The following is a 19338-nucleotide window of genomic DNA, read 5'->3' on the forward strand; positions in this document are numbered from 1 at the left end:
GGCGCCATGAGCTCGGCGGTCAGGCTCGTTCGTCGACTGCCGAACGCCAGGAGCGCACGTAACTTGTCCAGAGTGGATCGGCCGACGGTTCGGTCCTTTCGCCTCTGCCTTGCGGTGTCCCCTGGTCCGACGCCAGCAAGGCGGCGCCGATGCTGGTGCCTGTCGCAGCCGCGGAGGCAATGACGGCGCGCGCCGTCGCCGCAGCCAGCATGCGGGTGAACAGCCGGTTGCGGGCGAAGGGTCCTTCGACGATGGTTGACCCCCCGCCGCCGATCAGATCGAGGCAGGTCGCGGTCATCAGCGCCAGGTAGAACGAGATGGCGACAAAGCGCTGGCCATTGTTGATGCCGTCCGCGTTAAGCCATGCCGCGGCGCAGTGCGGAAACGGCCCCGAACCCCGTTGGATCGAAGGCAATAGGGACGTCTTGCGCGCGAGCACCGCGGCGACATCGTCTTCGGTCCAGTCTTCCGATTGGCCTTCCGTCAGCACGGAGAACTCGCGGCCACCCATGAAGCGCGCCGAGGGCACGGCATCGCCGAACGCGTTGACATTGACCAGCGTGTCCCGCGCCGGATCGAGCGTGACCTTGCTGCCGCCAACCGCCATCGACACCACCCAGGTGCCGGTCGAGACGACGGAGAAAGGCGGCTTGTCGGACAGGAGATGCGGCAGCAGCGAGGCGTTGGAATCGTGCAGGCCGCAATACACCGGCGTTTGCGGATCGAGGCCGGTTTGCCGCGCCAGAGCGGGCAGGATCGGGCCCAAGCGGTCCTTGGCCTGCCGCACCGGCGCCATTAGCCGGCGCCATTCCAGCCGGTCGACCAGTGAGGAAAAATCCGCTTTCCACGGGTTCCACAGATCGGTGTGGCAGCCGAGCGAAGTCACCTCGCTGGCGGCGACGCCGGTCAGGCGCAAGGCCCAGTATTGCGGATACATCAGCATCGCGGCGGCCCTGGCGAAATCCGCTGGAAAGCGCTTCTGCTGCCAGAACAACTGCGCGCCGAGATTGAGGCCGGCCGGCAGGCGCGGCGTGCCGGTCTCGGTGAAAGGCGGGCGGATCGCGTCGTAGTCCTTGGCGAAGGCATCCGGACCGTCGAACTCGTAATCGAGCACCGGCAGCGCCAGTTCGCCTGATGCGTCGGCCAGCACCGCCGTTGCGCCATGGGTGGTGATCGATATCGCGTCGATGCGCTGCTCGCGATCGATCTCGGCCAGGCTGCCGAGGATGAACGCCCATAACCGCTCGACGTCGTGGTGCGGATACGGGCGTTGCCGAACCGGCTCGTTGACCATCCTGCGCAGCGCCACTTCGCTTGCTGCGGCGAGATCGACCAGCGCCACCTTGGCGTTGGTCTTGCCGATATCGATGACGGCGACGTGGCGGGTCATTCCATATGGAACATTGTTTCCAGCGGCACCGCCACCGGCTCGTTGTTCGGCTTGGTTTCCATGATGTCTGCCATCTCGGCCCACCAGCGCTGCATCGCCGGATGCTTAGGCAATTCGTCCATGCCATGGTCGTCACGGCGCCACAGCACGCCGAACAAGGTGTTGGTCTCCTCGTCGAGATGGATCGAGTAATCGGAGATACCAGCCTGTTTTAGCAACGCGACGAGTGACGGCCAGATGTCGTCGTGGCGCCTCTTGTATTCGGCCTTCATGCCGGGATTGAGCTTCATCTTGAACGCATATTTTTCGGGCATCAGGCAAAGCGCTCCCGCCGCACGCGCTGCCACAGGATCGGCAGCGCGATGACGATGATCAGCAGCAGGCCGATGAAGATCGACATGACGATCCCCGGCACGTTGAGCAGGCCAAGACCGAAGGTCACCAGCCCCATGATGAAGGCCGCCAGCACGACGCCCAGAATGCTGCCGGCGCCGCCGAGAATGCTGACGCCGCCGAGCACCACCATGGTGATGACTTCGAGTTCGTAGCCCTGCGCGATCGACGGCCGGGTCGAGCCGAGCCGTGACGTAATCAGCACCGAGGCGATGCCCGCCATCAGGCCGGTCAGGCAAAACAGGATGAACTTGATGCGGCCGACACGCACGCCGGAAAACTGCGCCGCAACCGGGTTGTTGCCGATGGCAAAGACCCGGCGGCCGAAGCTCGTCCGGTGCAGAAGGAACCAGTAGACGACGGCCGCAACCAGGAAAAGCGTCAGTTCGAACGACACCACCCACCAGACATAACCTTGGCCGAAGAAGGCGAAGCTCGCGGGATAGCCCTTGTAGGCCTGGTCGCCGAGGATGATGAAGGCAACGCCGCGAAACAGGCTCATCGTGCCGATGGTGACGACGATCGACGGCAGCCCCAGCCTGGTGACGAGCAGCCCGTTGAAGGCGCCGCAGCCGAGCCCGACGACGATGCCGATTGCCACCAGGACAGGCGTGCCGGCGCCGGCCTGCACCGCCATGCCCATCATCGTCGAGGCGAGTGCGATGATAGCGGCGACCGACAGGTCGATTTCGCCGGAGATGATCAGCAGTGCCATGGCCAGCGCGATCAGCGCCTTTTCGGTGAAGTTGAAAGTCAGGTCCGACAGCGACCACGCGTCGAGGAAATAGGGCGAGGCAAAACTGTTGACGGCAAAGATGGCGACCGCCACGACGACCAGCAGCGCCTCCCATGAGAAGATCGCCGCAGTGAACGGCTTGTCGAGTCGGTTCGGAACATGGCGCGGGGCAGGGGTATCGGTCATGCCACTTCCGCCTTTTTGAGGATGATGCGGCCTTGCCGGCGTTCGCCGCGCGCGTTGAGCACCACGGCCAGGATGATGGCGCTGCCCGAAATCGCCATTTGCCAGAAGGGCGAGATATTGATCACCGGCAGCGCGTTGGAGATGATACCGAGGAACAGCGCGCCGAGCACCGCGCCGCCGACCGAGCCGATGCCGCCGGCGATGGAGATGCCGCCGATGACGCAGGCGGCGATGATGTTGAGCTCATAGCCGTTGGCGACCTCGACCGAGGCGATGACGTAGCGCGAGATCCAGAGATAGCCGCAGAGGCCGCCGATCATCCCCGAAATGCAGAAGACGATGAATTTCGTCCGGCCGACGTCGATGCCGGCATAGACCGATGCGGTCGGGTTGACACCGATGGCGTAGATCGAGCGGCCGAGCGCCGTGCGCGTCATCACAAGGAAGAACAAGGCGATGACCAGCAGGGCAATCCATGACAGCACCGGTATGCCGAGGAACGTCGCGCGCTGCAGGCCGATGAAATCGGGGCTCATCTGGTCGGCGTTGACCCAGGCGCCGCCTGAAATAACGAAGGTGGCGCCGCGGTAGATGGTGAGAGTGCCGAGCGTTACCACGATCGAGGGAATGTTCAGCCGCCACACCAACAGGCCATTGATGGCGCCGAGCACCAGGCCGACCAGAAGTGCGATGACGATCAGCAGCGGGATCGGGATTGCCGGATGCGCGGCGTTCAGCATCGCCACCACCATGCCGGTGAAGCAGAGATTGGCTGCCATCGACAGGTCGATCGAGCGGGTCAGGATAACCACCATCTGGCCGAGCGCCAGGATCATCAGGATCGACGTGTCGTTGAACACCTGGCGCACATTGCCGGGAGCGGCAAAGCCCGGAAAACGCATCGAGATCAGCCCGATCAGCACGGCGATTGCCGCCAGCAGCCAGACTTCGCGGTATTTGAGAAGAGCCTTCATGCCGCGATCCCCGCTGCCGTCCTGACCAGCGTTTCGGCGTCGAGCCCCTTATTGTCGTAGACCGCGGCAATGCGGCCCTCGCGCATAACGACGACACGGTCGGACATGCCGAGAATTTCCGGCAGTTCGGACGACACCATGATAACCGACAGGCCTTGCGCGACGAGCTCGGCCATGAAGCCGTGCACGGCGGCCTTCGAGCCGATGTCGATGCCCTTGGTCGGCTCGTCCAGTATGATCACCTTGGGCGCGGTCGCCAGCCATTTGGCGATGACGATCTTCTGCTGGTTGCCGCCCGACAGCGTGCCGACGTCCTGGCTGAGCGAGGAGGCGCGCAGGTCGAGCCGCTCTGTGTAGGAGCGGGCTAGCGCAAACTCTTCCGCCAGCCGCAATATGCCGGATTTGGAGGTTCGCTTGAGCGAAGGCAGCGAGACATTCTGGAAGATAGGCAGGCCGATCACCACGCCTTGCTTACCGCGTTCCTCCGGCACATAGACGATGCCGGCATCGATCGAATCCGCCGCCGATTTCGGCGCGATCGCTTTGCCTTCCAGCGTGATCGTGCCGCCGCTGGTGCGGGTGATGCCTGATATCGCCTGCATCACCTCGCTGCGCCCGGCGCCGACAAGACCGTAGAAGCCGAGGATCTCGCCCCTGTGCAGCTCGAAGCCGATATCATCGAACTCGGTCGGATGCGACAGGCCGGAGACGGCCAGCACCGGCGCGCCGATCTCGGCCTTGCGCTGCGGAAAGATATGGTCGACCGCGCGGCCGACCATCATGCGCACGATCTGGCTCTGGCCGGCATCCTTGATCAGGCCTTCGCCAACCATCTCGCCGTCACGGAACACGGTATAGCGGTCGGCGATGCGGTAGATCTCATCGAATTTGTGGCTGATGAACAGGATCGCCTTGCCGTCGCTCTTGAGGAATTCGATCAGCAGGAAAAGCTCTTCGATCTCCTTCATCGAAAGTGCTGCCGTCGGCTCGTCCATGATGACGATCCGCGCGTCGATCGACATGGCGCGGGCAACGGCGACGAGATGCTTGTTGGCGATGCCGAGATCCTTCAGCCTGGCATCGGCGTCGATATGGCCGGCGCCCATCGTGTCCAGCACCTCGCGGGCATTCTTGCGCATGGTGCGCCAGTCGATGGTCTTGAAGCGGGTGCGCGGCGCATGGCCGAGGAAGATGTTTTCGGCCACCGTCAGATCGTCGAACAGCACGGTTTCCTGATGGATGGCGGTGATGCCATGCCCGAAGGCGGCATGGGCGCTGGGCAAAGCGACGGGCTGGCCGTCGATGTTGATTGTGCCTGAATCGGGCTGATAGATGCCGGTCATGATCTTGACCAGCGTCGACTTGCCGGCGCCGTTCTCGCCGATCAGCGCGGTCACCTGGCCGGGATAGAGCGACAGGCTGACATCGTGCAGCGCGCGCACGCCGGGAAAGCTTTTCGAGATGCCGGACAGCGTCAGCCGCGGCCCGGGAGACAAAGGCGCTTCCTTCGCCACTTCGTGTTGGGCTGTCGTGTCCATAATCGTATCAAGCCCTGAAACTAGGTCCGGTTGAGGCCGCGGCGGGGCCAAGGTCCCGCCGCACCAGTTCGAAGGCTCCAGGATCAATAGATCTTGGAGAACTTTTCGATGTTCGACTTGTCGAACTGGAAGGGCGGAGCCATCGCAGCCGAGTTGGTGTCGTCGAGCGTGACCTTGCCGACGCGGCCGATCGACAGCGTAGCACCGGGCTTCGCCTCTTCCTTCTTCACCGCCAGGTCGTGGGCGAGGTAGACGGCCGAATAGCCGAGGTCGATCGGGTTCCACAGCGCAACCGCTTGGCTGGCGCCGTTGTCGATGAACTTCTTGAACTCCGACGGCAGCGCCAGGCCGGTGACGTTGACCTTGCCGATCAGGCCTTCATCGGTCACCACCTGCGCGGCGGCAACGACGCCGACCGTGGTCGGTGCGATGATCGCCTTGAGGTTCGGGTAGGACTTCAGCAAGCCCTTGGCCTCGTCCGTGCTCTTGGCCGAGTCGTCGTCGCCATAGACGGTGGCGACGAGCTTGATCTTGGGGAACTTCTCCGGCAGCACCTTCTTGGCCGCGTCGATCCAGGCGTTCTGGTTGGTCGCGGTGGACGAAGCCGACAGGATGGCGACATCGCCGCCTTCCGGCAGGTAGTCGGCGGCAAGCTTGATGATGGTCTCGCCGATCAGGTTGGTGTCGGAAGGGTTGAGGTGAAGCTGGCGGCCTTCCGGCGCGACGCCTGAATCCCACGAGATGACGGTGATGCCGCGTTCCATCGCCTTCTTCAGCGCCGGAACCAGCGCGTCGGCGTCATTGGCCGAAATGGCGATGGCGTTGACCTTCTGGGCGATCAGCGAATTGACCACTTCGATCTGCGCTTCGGCGGTCGCCTTGGTCGGGCCGGTGTAGATGATCTCGACGTCGCCGAGTTCCTTGGCCGCCTCTTCGGCGCCCTTGTTGGCGGCGTCGAAGAAGCCGTTGCCGAGCGACTTCACCACCAGCGCGATCTTGACGTTTTCGGCATAGGCGGCATTCACGAACATGGCAGCGGAAAACGCCGCCGTAACCATCAGTTTCTTCAGAAAGCTCATCGAATATCCTCCCTTGAGCGTTGCATTCCATCGCCGCTGCGGGCGTGAGTTTTCTCAGGCCTGCAGCGAAGATTCTTCCTTGTTGCTTGCCGTTGTGCGGGCGACGATCAGCGTCACGCCGGCGGTCTCCAGCATCTTGGCTTCGCGATCCTCGATGCCGTCGTCGGTGATCACCGTGGCGATGCGCGACAGGCCGCACAGGATCAGGCTCGAGCGCTTGCGGAATTTCGAGGAGTCGACCAGCACCACCAATTCGTCCGCCTGGTCGATAAGCTTCTGCTCGGCCTGGATCAGCAGCGGGTCGCCTTCCATAAGACCCAGCGGCCCCAGTCCCTGCGCGCCCATGAACATGCGGCGCGCGTAGAAATTGCGCGTCACGTCATTGTCGAAGGGCGACAGGATGATGTTCTGCTCGCGGTAGATGGTGCCGCCCGACAGCATCACCGTGTTCTTGGAATGCCTGAGCAGGTGCTCGGCGATCGGAAAGGAATTGGTGAAGATCGGCATGCGGCGGCCGCTCAGGAAATGCACCATCTGGAACGTGGTGGTGCCGCCGTTGATGATGATCGGCTCGCCGTCCTTGCAGAGTTCCACGGCCTCTCGTGCGATCGCCCGCTTCTGCGAAGCGTTGATCGTCTCGTTGACGGAAAACGGCCGGCCGGCAAGGCCGATGAACTGCGGAGGCGAGAGCGCCTCGGCGCCGCCGCGCACTCGGCGCAGCCGCTTTTGCACATGCAATGCCGCGATGTCGCGCCGGATCGTCGCCTCCGACGACTCCGTCAGGTCGACCATCTCCTGCACCGTCACCACAGGCTTTTCCTGGACGGCGGACAGAATGATCCTGTGGCGCTCTTTCTCGTGCATGGTTCCTCCCTGCTTGAGCATCTAGGCACCCAAAGCGCGCAGTGTCAATCATTTCCGATCAGATAATTTCATTGTGCAGTGCAATATGATTGATATTGATCGTTTGTGATTGACAAGACAGCCGCTTGCGTAGAAATTCGCACAAAAGGGACCCGCGCCGTTTGCGTGTCCCAAAGGGAGGATTACCTATGCTCGACAAGCGCTCCGGCACGCGCCTCGCCAATCTTTGGGATGACGCAAAAGCGCAAGCGATGAGCGAGCCCGAACGTCTGGTCTATCGCTCGAATGTTCTTGGCTCCGACAAGCGCGTCACCAATTATGGCGGCGGCAACACCTCCTCCAAGATCTGGCAAAACGATCCGCTCACTGGGCAGAGCGTGGAAGTGCTGTGGGTCAAGGGCTCGGGCGGCGACAGCGCCTCGATCAAACTCGACGGCTTCGCCACGCTCTACATGGACAAATTGCGCGCGCTGAAAGGTCTCTATCGTGGCCTCGAACATGAAGACGAGATGGTCGGCTATTTGCCCCACTGCACTTTCAACCTCAACCCGCGCGCGGCCTCGATCGACACACCGCTGCATGCCTTCGTGCCGAAGCCTTATGTCGACCACATGCACCCCGACGCCATCATCGCTATTGCCGCCGCCAAGGATTCGCAGGCGCTGACCAAGGAGATATTCGGCGACACGATCGGCTGGCTGCCATGGAAGCGCCCGGGCTTCGAACTCGGCCTGTGGCTGGAGAAATTCTGCCTCGAGAACCCCGAGGCCAAGGGTGTCGTGCTGGCAAGCCATGGCCTGTTCAGCTGGGGCGACACGCCGAAGGAATGCTACGAGACGACGATTTCGGTGATCAACCAGGCGATCGACTGGTTCGAGCGCAAGAGCCAGGGCAAGCCGATCTTCGGCGGCGAAATCGTCAAATCGCTCGATGCACCGGCGCGTCGCGCTGTGGCTGCAAAACTGATGCCGAGGATCCGCGGCCTGATCTCGGAGAAAAGCCACAAGCTCGGCCATTTCGACGATTCTCCTGCGGTGCTCGAATTCGTCAATTCCAGGGATTTGCGGCCGTTGGCGGCACTCGGCACATCCTGCCCGGACCACTTCCTGCGCACCAAGATCCGGCCGCTGGTCATCGAGTTCGATCCCAGGAATCCCGATGTCGATGCCGTCATTGCCCGTCTTGTCGACGATGTGGCGGAGTATCGCGTCGGCTATCAGGCCTATTATGACCGCTGCAAGCACGCGGATTCGCCACCGGTGCGCGATCCGAACGCCGTGGTCTATCTGATGCCCGGTGTCGGCATGTTCACCTTCGCCGGCGACAAGGCGACGGCGCGTATATCGGGCGAATTCTACGTCAACGCCATCAACGTCATGCGCGGCGCCTCGACGGTGTCGACCTATGTCGGGCTGCCCGACCAGGAAGCCTTCGATATCGAATACTGGCTGCTCGAAGAGGCAAAGCTGCAGCGCCTGCCGAAACCGAAAGCTCTTGCCGGCCAAATCGCGCTGGTCACCGGCGGCGCCGGCGGCATTGGCCGCGCCACCGCCAACCGGCTGCTGCGCGAAGGCGCCTGCGTCGTGCTGGCCGATATCGACGAGGCAGCCCTTGCCAGCGCCAATGACGAGCTTGCCAAGGCCTACGGCAAGGATTTCGTGCGGCCCGTCGTCATCAACGTCACGTCCGAGGATCAGGTGATCTCCGGCTTTGCCGAGACAGCGGTCGAGTTCGGCGGCATCGACATCCTGGTGTCCAACGCTGGCCTGGCCTCCTCGGCGCCGATCGAGGACACCACGCTGGCGCTGTGGAACAAGAACATGGACATCTTGTCGACGGGATATTTCCTGGTTTCGCGGGAGGCGTTCCGGCTGTTTCGGACGCAAAAGATCGGCGGCAACGTAGTCTTCGTCGCCTCTAAGAACGGCCTTGCCGCATCGCCAAACGCCGCCGCCTACTGCACGGCCAAGGCTGCCGAGATCCATCTGGCGCGCTGCCTGGCGCTGGAAGGCGCGGAAGCCCAGATCAGGGTCAATGTCGTCAATCCCGACGCCGTGCTGCGCGGCTCGAAGATCTGGACCGGCGAATGGAAGGAACAGCGCGCCGCCGCTTACAAGATGTCGACCGACGATCTCGAAGAGCATTACCGCTCGCGCTCGATGCTGAAGCGGTCGGTATTCCCCGAGGACATCGCCGAAGCGATCTATTTTTTCGCCTCCGACATGTCGGCAAAATCGACCGGCAACATCATCAACGTCGATGCCGGCAACGCGCAGAGTTTTACGCGATAAGCGACCGTCTTTGAGGATTGCGCTGCCCCTCATCCGCCTGCCGGCACCTTCTCCCCGTAATAGTGACGCCGAGAAGGGAAGCGCTCCAACGCCGGTGATACGCAAATTGGGAGGAAACCACCATGTCCGAAACCATCATCTCCGCCGACCTCGTCGACAGGCACAATGCCGCGCGCAATGCCGACCTCAAGCGCGACTACGAGTCCCTCGGCGAGCGCCTCGACCGCCGCGGCATCGCCATCGATGCCATCCGCGACAAGGTCGAGAAATTCGCCGTCGCCATCCCGTCCTGGGGCGTCGGCACCGGCGGCACCCGCTTTGCCCGCTTTCCCGGCGCTGGCGAGCCGCGCGACATTTTCGACAAGATCGAGGACTGCGCCGTCATCCGCCAGCTGACGCAGGCGACGCCGACCGTCTCGCTGCATATTCCGTGGGACAAGGCCGATCCGAACCGGCTGAAGCAGGCGGCATCCCGCTTCGGCCTCGGCTTCGACGCCATCAACTCCAATACCTTCTCCGACGCCAGGGACCAAAAACTTTCGTATAAGTTCGGCTCGTTGTCGCATGCCGATGCCGCAACACGCCGGCAGGCGGTCGAGCATAATCTCGAATGCATCGAGATCGGCAGGACGCTGGGCTCGAAAGCGCTGACGGTGTGGATCGGCGACGGCTCGAATTTTCCCGGCCAGGTTAATTTCGCCAAGGCGTTCGAGCGTTATCTCGACGCGATGAAGGAGATTTATGCCGGACTGCCGGACGACTGGAAGCTGTTCACCGAGCACAAGATGTACGAGCCGGCCTTTTATTCGACCGTCGTGCAGGATTGGGGCACCAACTACATCATCGCCAAAGAGCTTGGCGACAAGGCGTTCTGCCTGGTCGACCTCGGCCATCACGCCCCCAACGTCAACATCGAGATGATCGTGTCGCGGCTGATCCAGTTCAAGAAGCTCGGCGGCTTCCATTTCAACGATTCGAAATATGGCGACGACGACCTCGACGCCGGCTCGATCGATCCCTACCGGCTGTTCCTGGTCTTCAACGAACTGGTCGATGCCGAGCTTTCCGGTGCCGAAGGGTTCGATCCGGCCCACATGCTCGACCAGAGCCATAACGTCACCGATCCGATCGAAAGCCTGATGCTGTCGGCGGTCGAGGTGCAGCGCGCCTATGCCCAGGCGCTGCTGGTCGACCGCAAGGCGCTCGAAGCTTTCCAGCATGCCAATGACGCGCTGATGGCAACGCAGACGCTGAAGATAGCCTATCGCACCGATGTCGAGCCGATCCTCGCCATGGCACGACTGAAGACCGGCGGCGCCATCGATCCGGTCGCCGCCTACCGCGCAGCCGGGTATCGGGCGAAAGTCGCAGCGGAACGGCCGGCGGTGGCGAGCGTCGGCGGCGGGATTGTTTGATGTCGGGGTGAAAAATGAAAAACCCGCCAGAGGCGGGTCGCGGTGCGATTCAGCACTATAGATAGATTAGTAGCATAGCTGCCGGCACAAAGCAAGAACAAAGTTGCTCGCCAGCGTTGAATGTTGGCGAAAACCAAAGGCGAAATCCGATCTCCCCCCTTGCGGGGGAGATGTCCGGCAGGACAGAGGGGGGTGGGAAGGATCTCCAACGTCGAACCGTGCAACCTGCAAAATAGCCAGAGGATGTGCCCGCGCATTGCTGGAGAGGTCGGAGGGACAGCCCCCCTCCGGCCTGCCGGCCATCTCCCCCGCAAGGGGGGAGATCGGCAGCTCAACCGGAGGCGCGAAGCCTCGCCGTATCTTCCCATTATTGTCAGTAGACTCAACCGCTCCAAGCGCGTTTCCTAGGCTCACCCCAAGCCACGGAGAACGGCCATGCACCGCCGAACCCTAATCGCCGTCAGCCTTTCCCTCACCCTGACCTTCGTGCCGTTCCTCGCCTTCGCCGCTTCGCCGCAGCCGGCGAAGGGCGAGCACGGCATGGTGGTGACCGCCCAGCATCTTGCGTCTGAAGTCGGCGTCGAGGTGCTGAAGAAGGGCGGCAATGCCGTCGATGCCGCGGTCGCCGTCGGCTATGCGCTGGCCGTGGTCTATCCGACCGCCGGCAATATCGGCGGTGGCGGCTTCATGACCATCCGCTTCAAGGACGGCCGCTCGACCTTCCTCGATTTCCGCGAGCGCGCGCCGCTCGCCGCAACCAAAACCATGTATCTCGACAAGGACGGCAAGCCGGTAAAGGGCGCCAGTCTCGACGGCTATCTGGCCGTCGGCGTGCCGGGTTCGGTCGCCGGCTTCGAGATGGCGCGGGAGAAATACGGCACGCTGACGCGGCAGGACTTGCTGGCGCCGGCCATCCGCTTTGCCAGGAAAGGCTTCGTACTGGAGCAGGGCGATGCGGCCTCGCTCCAGGGCGGCGCGGAGCGGTTGGCGAGGGACCCGGCGGCGGCGGCCGTTTTCCTCAAGCCGGACGGCAAGCCTTACACCGTCGGCGAGCGCCTCGTTCAGCCCGATCTCGCGGCTTCGCTTGCCGCCATTTCCGAACGCGGTGCGGATGCCTTCTACAAAGGCGCGATCGCCGACGCCATCGTCAAGGCGAGCGGCGAGAAGGGCGGCATTCTGGCCAAGGCGGATTTCGAAAACTACGCGGTGCGCGAGCTCAAGCCGGCGACCTGCAATTATCGCGGCTACGAGATCACGTCCTCGCCGCCGCCGAGCTCCGGCGGCGTCATCATCTGCGAGATCCTCAACGTGCTTGAGTTCTATCCGCTGTCCTATCTCGGCTCTGGTTCGGCCGAGACGGTTCACGTCATGGTCGAGGCGATGCGCCACGCCTATGTCGACCGGAATTCGGCGCTCGGCGATCCCGGCTTCGTCGACAATCCGGTCGCAAAACTGCTCGACAAGAATTACGCCAGGGAAATCCGCGAAAAGATCGATCCGTTCCGGGCCGGCGTGTCGCAGGAATTGATGCCCAAGGGCTTTGGCGAGAGCAACGAGACGACGCATTATTCGATCATCGACAATGACGGCAACGCCGTCGCGGTAACCTACACGCTGAACGGCTCTTTCGGCGCCGGCGTCGTCGCCGACGGCACGGGCATCCTGCTCAACAACGAGATGGACGACTTCACCCAGAAACCCGGCGTGCCCAATCTCTACGGCCTCGTCCAGGGCGAGGCGAATGCGATCGCGCCGAAAAAGACGCCGCTGTCGTCGATGAGCCCGACCATCCTCGCCAAAGACGGCAAGCCGTTCATGGTCATCGGCAGCCCTGGCGGTTCACGCATCATCACCATCACGCTGGAGGCGATCGTCAACGTCATCGATCACGGCATGAACATCCAGGAAGCGATCGACGCGCCGCGCACCCACCACCAATGGTTACCCGACACGGTCTATATCGAACCCTTCGGCCTGTCGCCGGATACCGAAAAGCTGCTTACCGGCATGGGCTACCATCTCGATCTCGCCGAGGCGAATTGGGGCCAGGCGGCCGGCATCCTGGTCGGCGGCAAGAGCCTGGCGGAAATCGAGAAGGGCGGCGGCGCCCGCTACAACGGCGCCATCGACAGCCGCGCCGCATCCGGTGAGGCTATCGGGTATTAGACCATGGTCTCAAAAGGCGGAACCGGTTTTCGGATAAGGTCACGGTCAATAGGAAGATTCGCCTTGCTTCAGGTGACCAGCGCGATGGTCGACGCAATCAGCATCAACGCCGCGACGCCGACGAACAGGGCGTAGATGCGCGGCCGATCGAGCAGGAGCGCGTTGCCGGATATCCATGCCGCGGTGGCGCCGCCAAGCGCGAAAAAGAAGGTGCTGCGGCGCCCGAAGCTCAAGCCGGCGGCCATCAGGCCGCCGATGATCAGGGCGCCGAATACGATGATCACGGCTACCGCGTATTTTTCGAAATCGTTGCTGCCGGCGCTCGGGCCGATCGCGTTCAACCTCGACAGATCGTCCGGATCGAACGGGCTGGTCGACCCATATTCGTCTTGACCGACAGGCTCATGCATCATTCGTTCTCCGCAAACCGACAGCAAATCATCAAGCCTCGCCGAGCGCAACCGCTCGCCGAATGTGATCGGCACGGTGTTCAACACTTTCTGGCGGCGGCTTGCCAGAGATTTTTGGGTGCGTGCTTTGATCGCCCTGCTGCTCGGTCTGATCAAAGTGCTTTGCCCGAGCTTAATCTTCAAGCCGCCCTGGCCAAAGACTGCGTCGCCTGAACGGAAGCTCCAAGCACCGCCTGTGCGGTGTCGGCCTGTCTTTCATCGACATGCGCCAGCACCAGGATCACACCTTGTGCGGCATCCGGCTGGCCCGGCTGCTTGCCGATACGGGACAATGTCGCGCCGGCAACGCCGCCCAAGACTGCACCGACGAGGGCCGATGCCAGCCATCCCGCGCCGAGGGGATCGATGCCGGGCATATCAAAGGCGCCGAGGCCGGCCAACAAACCGGCTGCCGCGCCAAGGACGGCACCCGTACCTGGATCGCGCAAGACGGCGCCGATTTCATCATCGTAGGGTCCGATGACGCTGATCTCCTGGCGAGCAATTCCTGCTGCCTGAAGCGTTTCGACGGCACGGGCCGCCTGGTCATGGGAATCGAAAAGTCTGCTGATTGTTCGCATTGAAACTGCCTGTGAGGCCCCCCGGCCCTCGACGGTAAGGCGGGTCCCAGCTGAGCGCCGAGGAACCGCCTGACGCAAACGTCACCCGCCGCTCATTTCCGAGCGACGGGCGACGGCTGCCCGAGTTTTCACGTCACTCGATGACCTTGATGACCTTGCGCGTGCCTGGGTCGACGACAACGGTGCGGTTGTCAATGACGACATAACGATATTTGACGTTCGGGACCTCATGAAGCTCGACGGTGTCGGGGAGCGTCGAGCCGATGTTGAGCTCCACCCCAGGGATTTTCACCGAGGCCAGCGGCTGCTTTTTCACATACTCCCTGATGACGGTTTCCTGCTGCGGTTCGATGACAACGTCTTGCGCCGCAGCGGCGCCGACGCCTGCCAGCAGCAAAAGTCCCGCCGCCGCGGTGGAAAGATGCATTCTCATGGTCGTCTCCTTTGCGAACTCGGTCCGCTCTTCGCGCCAAGGCTCATTCGAACGGAAGCCAGCTGAAAACGTTCCGTCGACGGGGCTTCGGTCCCACCCGGCGGGGACCAATCGACGTGTTGCCGCAGGACCTAAGTCTGATCCTCGCGGGCAAAGGGTAGGTTTGTCGCGAAGCCCGGAACCGCCGCCGCTCAAACTCGTTGCTGGCTGCACGTTCCGGGAGGATTCTTTGGAAAATGTCGACGGTTGCTCGCACCGATCTTGGCTGTTTCCATTCCGATCGAACCCGGCATCTGCGCAGCCCTGTCCCTTCCTGCGCCGATAGGGTTCGCGCGTCACTTTTGTGGCGGGCGAACCCTCAATTGCAGCGTGCTTCTGACCAAAGTTGACCCTGAGGCGAGGAGAAGAGACGAGGAGAAGAGAAATGGCCGATGACAAGAGCAAGCGAGACTTCAGCGACCGCAACCGCGTGTCGGCGGATGAGTATTATGAAGTCGAATATTTCGCGCGGGAAAATGGTGTCTCGCCCAGCCAGGTGAGCAAGCTGATCAAAAGGACCGGTGGCGACCGGATGATCCTCTCGCAAGCGGTGAAAGCATTGCGCGAGCGCAAGTGAGACGGCGGCGGAGCCGGCGGTTGGAAAGGCACTGATCACGATCTGCCGAGAATTCCGGTCAGCTATCGACAACGTGCCCGGATGCCGCTGCTTCGGCCAAGCCAATGCCCCTTTATTTCTTCGATTCCGATGAAGACGGAATCGTCTATTCCGACGATTATGTGACGATTTCCCGCTGGTCAGGAAAGAAGCCCTTCGCACATTGGGCGAGATGGCCAGGGATGGCCTTCCTTACCGTAGGATCACAGTCAAGGTCCGGAACGACCATGACGGTCTGGTGCTTGAAGTGGCTTTGACCTTTGCCGTCGAAACGCGGCATTTCGACGAACGGATTTTCCAGATCAACATGCGCATGAGTTGACGGCCCGATCGTTGTCGTGCCGACCATGAGATTCTGGAGCAGCCGGCATCTTCCCCAAGGGAACATTAGAAGTCTCTAATTGTTATCTTAAGCAGCGGGAACCTCCCGGGTTTCTGCTGCAGATCGGGGTGCAACCCGGTCGGCCCGCGCCCTCCGCCAGAGGCGCGGGCTTCGTTTGTTTAGCCGATGCGCAACGCCATGCGGCGGCAGCATATTGGAAACCTGCGGGAGCATAAGCAGCAGAAGTCGCTACCGCGGCGCCCTGGCGCCCAGGCAACGGAGCCCGTCGTCCGACAGGGCGGCGGGCTTTTTGATGCGGGCCGGGTCATCGCGCAACCGGTGGAAATCCAATGCATGTCGCGCAAAAGTGTGAAGCGGTTTTGCGATAACGACATGCATCAAGACAAGAACCTTAAGCGCGTCGCATGAGGCCGGTCGAACGCGACGCGCTTTAGCTGGGAGAGATGGCCGGCGCTGCTTCGTGAGGCGTGGGGTAAGGTGCCTGATGCAGCGCCGGCCAAGCGGAAATCAGGTCCGCCGCAGCCAGATAGTAGCTGCGTTGGCGCGGCGGGTAATTGCGTGATCGCGGAAGCCACACCATTGCAGACCACTTGCCACGAGCCCGGCCTGTGCAGCGGCTGACCCGAAGCATTCATTCATTCTGACGATGCACCGGACGCCCGGACGGCGGAAATTGGACGCCGCGTTCGCTCTCGATTCAGCGGCCAGCGGTGTTCCCTGCAGATTTCGGACGAAAGGCCATTTCACCCTTGTTGCGCCTGGATTCTTATCAGATCGTGGCAAGGATTGCTTTTCCCGCCGCGTTTGCCGGCGTTCTGCTGTTTGCCCTTTTGCCGGAGCAGCTCCTGCAGGGTCTTGGCCTGGCTTTCACGTTTGGTCACGACAAGCTCAATCACGCCGCCGCCTTCGTCGTGCTGGCGGCTCTCGGAAGTCTCGGCTGGCCGGAACACAAGGCGAAGCTGATCGTCCTCCTCGTGCTCACGGGCGCGGCGATCGAGGGCCTTCAGGCCGTGCAGCTGATAGGGCGCCACCCGGATCTATTCGACTGGGTGGCCGACTGCGCCGGAATGGCCTTCGGGCTGACAATTGCAGGCTGGACAAAGCGGCTCGCCGGCGGATTGCCATAGCTCGAAAGCGCATAACGGAATCGGCGCGCCCGTGCTGCAATATGGGGAAAATGGCCGGCGTCACTTGGGGGGGCGCGTTGGGGTAAGTTGCCTGACGGACGCCGGCCAGGCGAAAAAATCAGGTCCGCCGCAAAGTAATGTAGCAGCAATGGCAAAGCGCGGCAGTAGCGTGATCGCGGAAGGTCCGCCTTCTCGCCTCCGATGCGGTGACCCGTTTTGGGTCAATAATTCTGGCACCTGAATTGCGCTGTAAGCAATGCCGGGGAACACTCCGGCGATCGTCCCCGAATATGGGGCCTCGCCGCTTCGCAAATGGAGCGGCGGGCCTTTTTGCCGGAAGTCGCCAAGCCTTCGCTGGCCCCATGGTTTCACGCCAGATAATTCTTGCAGATCATCGACAATCCGCTCGGCACGAGATCGTCATCCGGCCGACCGAGCAGCCGTAAACGCTGCCGAAGATTCGCCGACGGCCAAGCGGGAGATCTCGGCATGAGCCGTCACGGACCGGGCGCCATTCGAAGCTTGCTCAACGGTAGGAGCCGGGCCGGCCTCGATCATGAATCCCGAGGCTGATCTCGCCAATCATGCTCTTGCTGGAACCCTAGAAGCTCACGCAGCTTGCGATTTGAGATTGGCCCCTCAAATTGCTCTATCGAGCGTGTAATCGGCGTGCCTGGTGCATGCTTCTTGAGAAACTCTTCCGTTGGCGCATCGGCAACGATATTGTCGTTGACGGCATTGAAGATTTGGAACCCCAAACCGTCCTTCTCGATGCAAAGATGCACGATCTGGCCTAGATCGCGCGTGTCCATATAGGTCCAGCCATCGCGCCGCCGTTTTGAAGCGTCCGCCAAAAACTCCGGAAACCGTGCATAGTCTTGCGGCTCGACAACGCCACCTATTCGGAGCGCGTAAATGTCGTATCCGGTGCGGGAAGCGAAGGAGCGTGCGATCTTCTCGCCCAAGACCTTGGAAAGACCGTAGCTGTCGGTCGGATCGGTATCGTAGTCTTCTTCCACCGGAAACGATGTGAAATCGCGTTCGCCTTCGGCAAAACACACGCCATAGACCGTCTCGCTGGACGCGGTGATGATCTTGCGGATGCCGAGCTTGGTGGCGGCCTCGATTACATTGTAGGTCGACAGCACATTGGCGGCGAACATGGCGTTGTCCGGTCGCAGGAATATTCTCGGGATGGCCGCGAAATGGACCATGGCGTCGACTGGGCCACGGCCTTTCCCGCCAAAATATTCGCCGAAACCGAAATGCAGCGTCAGTGCATTGTAGGTCTCGCCGGCATCGGCAAGGTTGGTGATGATGGTGTCGACGCCTGGCACATCAAGTGGCGTCAGGTCGAGGTTCAGGACCTGATGCCCACGCTTGAGCAGGTAAGGTATGACGTGACGGCCGATCTTGCCGCTGCCACCGGTGAAAATGATCCGCTTGCCCATGATTCCTCCAACGGACTTCTATCGGCGAGCGGAAATCTGGCCAAAAGGCATTTCCGCCCGGTCAAGAGCTATTCAGTCGCGCGCTATTCAAAGATGCCGTAGCCGGGCACGGCGTATTTGTGGACGCCATCCATGTCGAGATCGACGCCGATGCCGGGCACGTCGGGCACCACGATGTGGCCGTCTTCAACGATCGACCTGGCGCCGTCTGGCAGGCGCACATAACTGTCCCACACTTCCCGTTCTTCCAGGGCATGCCACTCCAGCACCAGGAAGTTCGGAACGCTCGCGCAGACATGGCACGTCGCCATTGTGCCGAGCGGCGTCGACACGAGATGCGGCGCGAACGGCACATAATACATCTCGGCGAGATTCGCGATCTTGCGGCTTTCCGCGAGGCCGCCGCATTTCGGCACGTCGGGCATGATGACGTCGGCGCCATAATTCTGGAACAACTCACGAAAACCCCAGCGCAGGTAGAGATTCTCGCCGACACAGATCGGGGTCTTGGTCCGCATGCGGATCTGCTTCAGTGCCTCAACATTTTCTGCCGGAATAGGTTCTTCCAGCCACAGAAGGTTGAACCGCTCCATCTCCCCTGCAATGCGGCTGGCGCTGAGCACGTCGTAGCGCGCGTGCAGGTCGATACAGAGATCGATGTCAGGGCCGATCGCCTCGCGCACCGCGGCCACGCGTTCCACCATGAAGCGCAGCTCCGCGCCGTTGATGGTGTGGTTTGCCGCGTCGAACTTTGCCGGATGGCGCAAATTGTCGATGTCGAATTTTAGCGCCGTAAAGCCCTCGTCCACCATGCGGCGCGCGCGCGCCGCGCATCCTTCCGGCGAACCGGTTTCTTCATCGCCGTCGCCGCAATCGGCATAGAGCCTGATCCGGTCGCGGAACTTGCCGCCGAACATGCGATAGAGCGGCTGGCCAGCAGCCTTCGCCGCTACATCCCACAGCGCCATCTCGAGCCCGGTCAGGGCAATGAGAAAGACGCCGGCCTGGGCGCCGGAGAACACATGGTCGCGGCGGATCTTGTCCCAGCAATATTCGACGTTGCGTGGATCCTGACCGATGAGCTCCGACTTGAGCTCCGAAATTAGGCCGACGATCGCGGCCGCGCCCGCATCGGGGTTCGCCTCGCCGTAACCGGAGATGCCGGCGTCCGTGTCGATACGGATCAGAGTCGCCTTGCCATGATAGGCGACGACCGCCGTCTTGATGTCCACGATCTTCATCGAACCCATCCTCCAATGATGGCGCC

General features: G+C 62.1%; 19 protein-coding genes. 7 read left to right on the forward strand and 12 right to left on the reverse strand.

The genetic code is table 11. From position 1 onward, the window contains the following. Positions 1 to 19: 19 nt before the first annotated feature. From NKH01_RS17830 to NKH01_RS17860, 7 genes are all read right to left on the reverse strand, one after another. On the reverse strand, positions 20 to 1390 hold the full coding sequence (locus NKH01_RS17830; protein WP_352919180.1) for an FGGY-family carbohydrate kinase: 1371 nt from the start codon (positions 1388 to 1390) through the stop codon (positions 20 to 22). Next, on the reverse strand, positions 1387 to 1704 hold the full coding sequence (gene rhaM, locus NKH01_RS17835; protein WP_352482465.1) for an L-rhamnose mutarotase: 318 nt from the start codon (positions 1702 to 1704) through the stop codon (positions 1387 to 1389). The genes NKH01_RS17830 and rhaM overlap by 4 nt, the downstream gene beginning before the upstream one ends. Then, entirely contained in the window at positions 1704 to 2705 is a 1002-nt protein-coding gene (locus NKH01_RS17840; RefSeq protein WP_352482463.1) for an ABC transporter permease, read from the reverse strand. Before NKH01_RS17840 ends, rhaM begins: the two co-directional genes overlap by 1 nt. Beyond that, positions 2702 to 3679 (reverse strand): ABC transporter permease, encoded by a 978-nt coding sequence (locus NKH01_RS17845; RefSeq protein WP_352493795.1) that lies wholly within the window; start codon positions 3677 to 3679, stop codon positions 2702 to 2704. Before NKH01_RS17845 ends, NKH01_RS17840 begins: the two co-directional genes overlap by 4 nt. Next, on the reverse strand, positions 3676 to 5217 hold the full coding sequence (locus NKH01_RS17850; protein ID WP_352919182.1) for a sugar ABC transporter ATP-binding protein: 1542 nt from the start codon (positions 5215 to 5217) through the stop codon (positions 3676 to 3678). The genes NKH01_RS17845 and NKH01_RS17850 overlap by 4 nt, the downstream gene beginning before the upstream one ends. 83 nt (positions 5218 to 5300) lie before the next feature. Further along, positions 5301 to 6296: a rhamnose ABC transporter substrate-binding protein gene (gene rhaS / locus NKH01_RS17855; RefSeq protein WP_023719466.1), complete on the reverse strand. Its 996-nt coding sequence runs from the start codon at positions 6294 to 6296 to the stop codon at positions 5301 to 5303. A gap of 54 nt (positions 6297 to 6350) precedes the next feature. Beyond that, on the reverse strand, positions 6351 to 7160 hold the full coding sequence (locus tag NKH01_RS17860) for a DeoR/GlpR family DNA-binding transcription regulator (RefSeq protein WP_352493797.1): 810 nt from the start codon (positions 7158 to 7160) through the stop codon (positions 6351 to 6353). Between the two features lie 188 nt (positions 7161 to 7348). Here NKH01_RS17860 and NKH01_RS17865 point away from each other — a divergent pair, with 188 nt between their 5' ends. The 3 genes from NKH01_RS17865 to ggt all read left to right on the forward strand — a co-directional run bounded on the left by NKH01_RS17865 (position 7349) and on the right by ggt (position 13032). Continuing rightward, positions 7349 to 9451 (forward strand): bifunctional rhamnulose-1-phosphate aldolase/short-chain dehydrogenase, encoded by a 2103-nt coding sequence (locus tag NKH01_RS17865; RefSeq protein WP_023719464.1) that lies wholly within the window; start codon positions 7349 to 7351, stop codon positions 9449 to 9451. A gap of 122 nt (positions 9452 to 9573) precedes the next feature. Then, positions 9574 to 10866 (forward strand): L-rhamnose catabolism isomerase, encoded by a 1293-nt coding sequence (rhaI, locus tag NKH01_RS17870; RefSeq protein ID WP_353021440.1) that lies wholly within the window; start codon positions 9574 to 9576, stop codon positions 10864 to 10866. Positions 10867 to 11301: 435 nt separating this feature from the next. Further along, positions 11302 to 13032, forward strand: coding sequence for a gamma-glutamyltransferase (ggt, locus tag NKH01_RS17875; RefSeq protein ID WP_353021441.1), 1731 nt, complete (start codon positions 11302 to 11304; stop codon positions 13030 to 13032). Between the two features lie 68 nt (positions 13033 to 13100). Here the strand turns inward: ggt and NKH01_RS17880 are convergent, their stop codons facing one another. From NKH01_RS17880 to NKH01_RS17890, 3 genes are all read right to left on the reverse strand, one after another. Next, positions 13101 to 13445: a hypothetical protein gene (locus tag NKH01_RS17880; RefSeq protein WP_198030499.1), complete on the reverse strand. Its 345-nt coding sequence runs from the start codon at positions 13443 to 13445 to the stop codon at positions 13101 to 13103. A 176-nt stretch (positions 13446 to 13621) separates the two neighbouring features. After that, positions 13622 to 14062: a hypothetical protein gene (locus NKH01_RS17885; protein WP_023719461.1), complete on the reverse strand. Its 441-nt coding sequence runs from the start codon at positions 14060 to 14062 to the stop codon at positions 13622 to 13624. Between the two features lie 133 nt (positions 14063 to 14195). After that, positions 14196 to 14495, reverse strand: a complete 300-nt coding sequence (locus NKH01_RS17890; RefSeq protein ID WP_023719460.1) for a DUF1236 domain-containing protein — start codon at positions 14493 to 14495, stop codon at positions 14196 to 14198. Positions 14496 to 14919: 424 nt separating this feature from the next. On the opposite strand from NKH01_RS17890, the gene NKH01_RS17895 reads away from it, so the two are divergent. The 4 genes from NKH01_RS17895 to NKH01_RS17910 all read left to right on the forward strand — a co-directional run bounded on the left by NKH01_RS17895 (position 14920) and on the right by NKH01_RS17910 (position 16620). Continuing rightward, a complete protein-coding gene (locus NKH01_RS17895; RefSeq protein WP_023719459.1) occupies positions 14920 to 15111 on the forward strand; it encodes a DUF3606 domain-containing protein in 192 nt (63 codons plus the stop codon). 211 nt (positions 15112 to 15322) lie between these two features. After that, a complete protein-coding gene (locus NKH01_RS35315; protein ID WP_502912644.1) occupies positions 15323 to 15472 on the forward strand; it encodes a hypothetical protein in 150 nt (49 codons plus the stop codon). Between the two features lie 186 nt (positions 15473 to 15658). After that, positions 15659 to 15901 carry a hypothetical protein gene (locus NKH01_RS17905; protein WP_353021443.1) on the forward strand — a complete coding sequence of 81 codons (243 nt, stop codon included), beginning with the start codon at positions 15659 to 15661 and terminating at the stop codon, positions 15899 to 15901. A gap of 368 nt (positions 15902 to 16269) precedes the next feature. Then, positions 16270 to 16620 (forward strand): VanZ family protein, encoded by a 351-nt coding sequence (locus tag NKH01_RS17910; protein WP_031194161.1) that lies wholly within the window; start codon positions 16270 to 16272, stop codon positions 16618 to 16620. Positions 16621 to 17174: 554 nt separating this feature from the next. Here the strand turns inward: NKH01_RS17910 and NKH01_RS17915 are convergent. After that, positions 17175 to 18071 carry an NAD-dependent epimerase/dehydratase family protein gene (locus NKH01_RS17915; protein WP_352493801.1) on the reverse strand — a complete coding sequence of 299 codons (897 nt, stop codon included), beginning with the start codon at positions 18069 to 18071 and terminating at the stop codon, positions 17175 to 17177. Positions 18072 to 18154: 83 nt separating this feature from the next. Continuing rightward, a complete protein-coding gene (locus tag NKH01_RS17920) occupies positions 18155 to 19312 on the reverse strand; it encodes a mandelate racemase/muconate lactonizing enzyme family protein (RefSeq protein ID WP_352482446.1) in 1158 nt (385 codons plus the stop codon). Between the last annotated feature and the right edge of the window lie 26 nt (positions 19313 to 19338).

The sequence above is a fragment of the Mesorhizobium sp. M1403 genome, from assembly GCF_040317695.1.
Classification (GTDB): Bacteria; Pseudomonadota; Alphaproteobacteria; order Rhizobiales; family Rhizobiaceae; genus Mesorhizobium.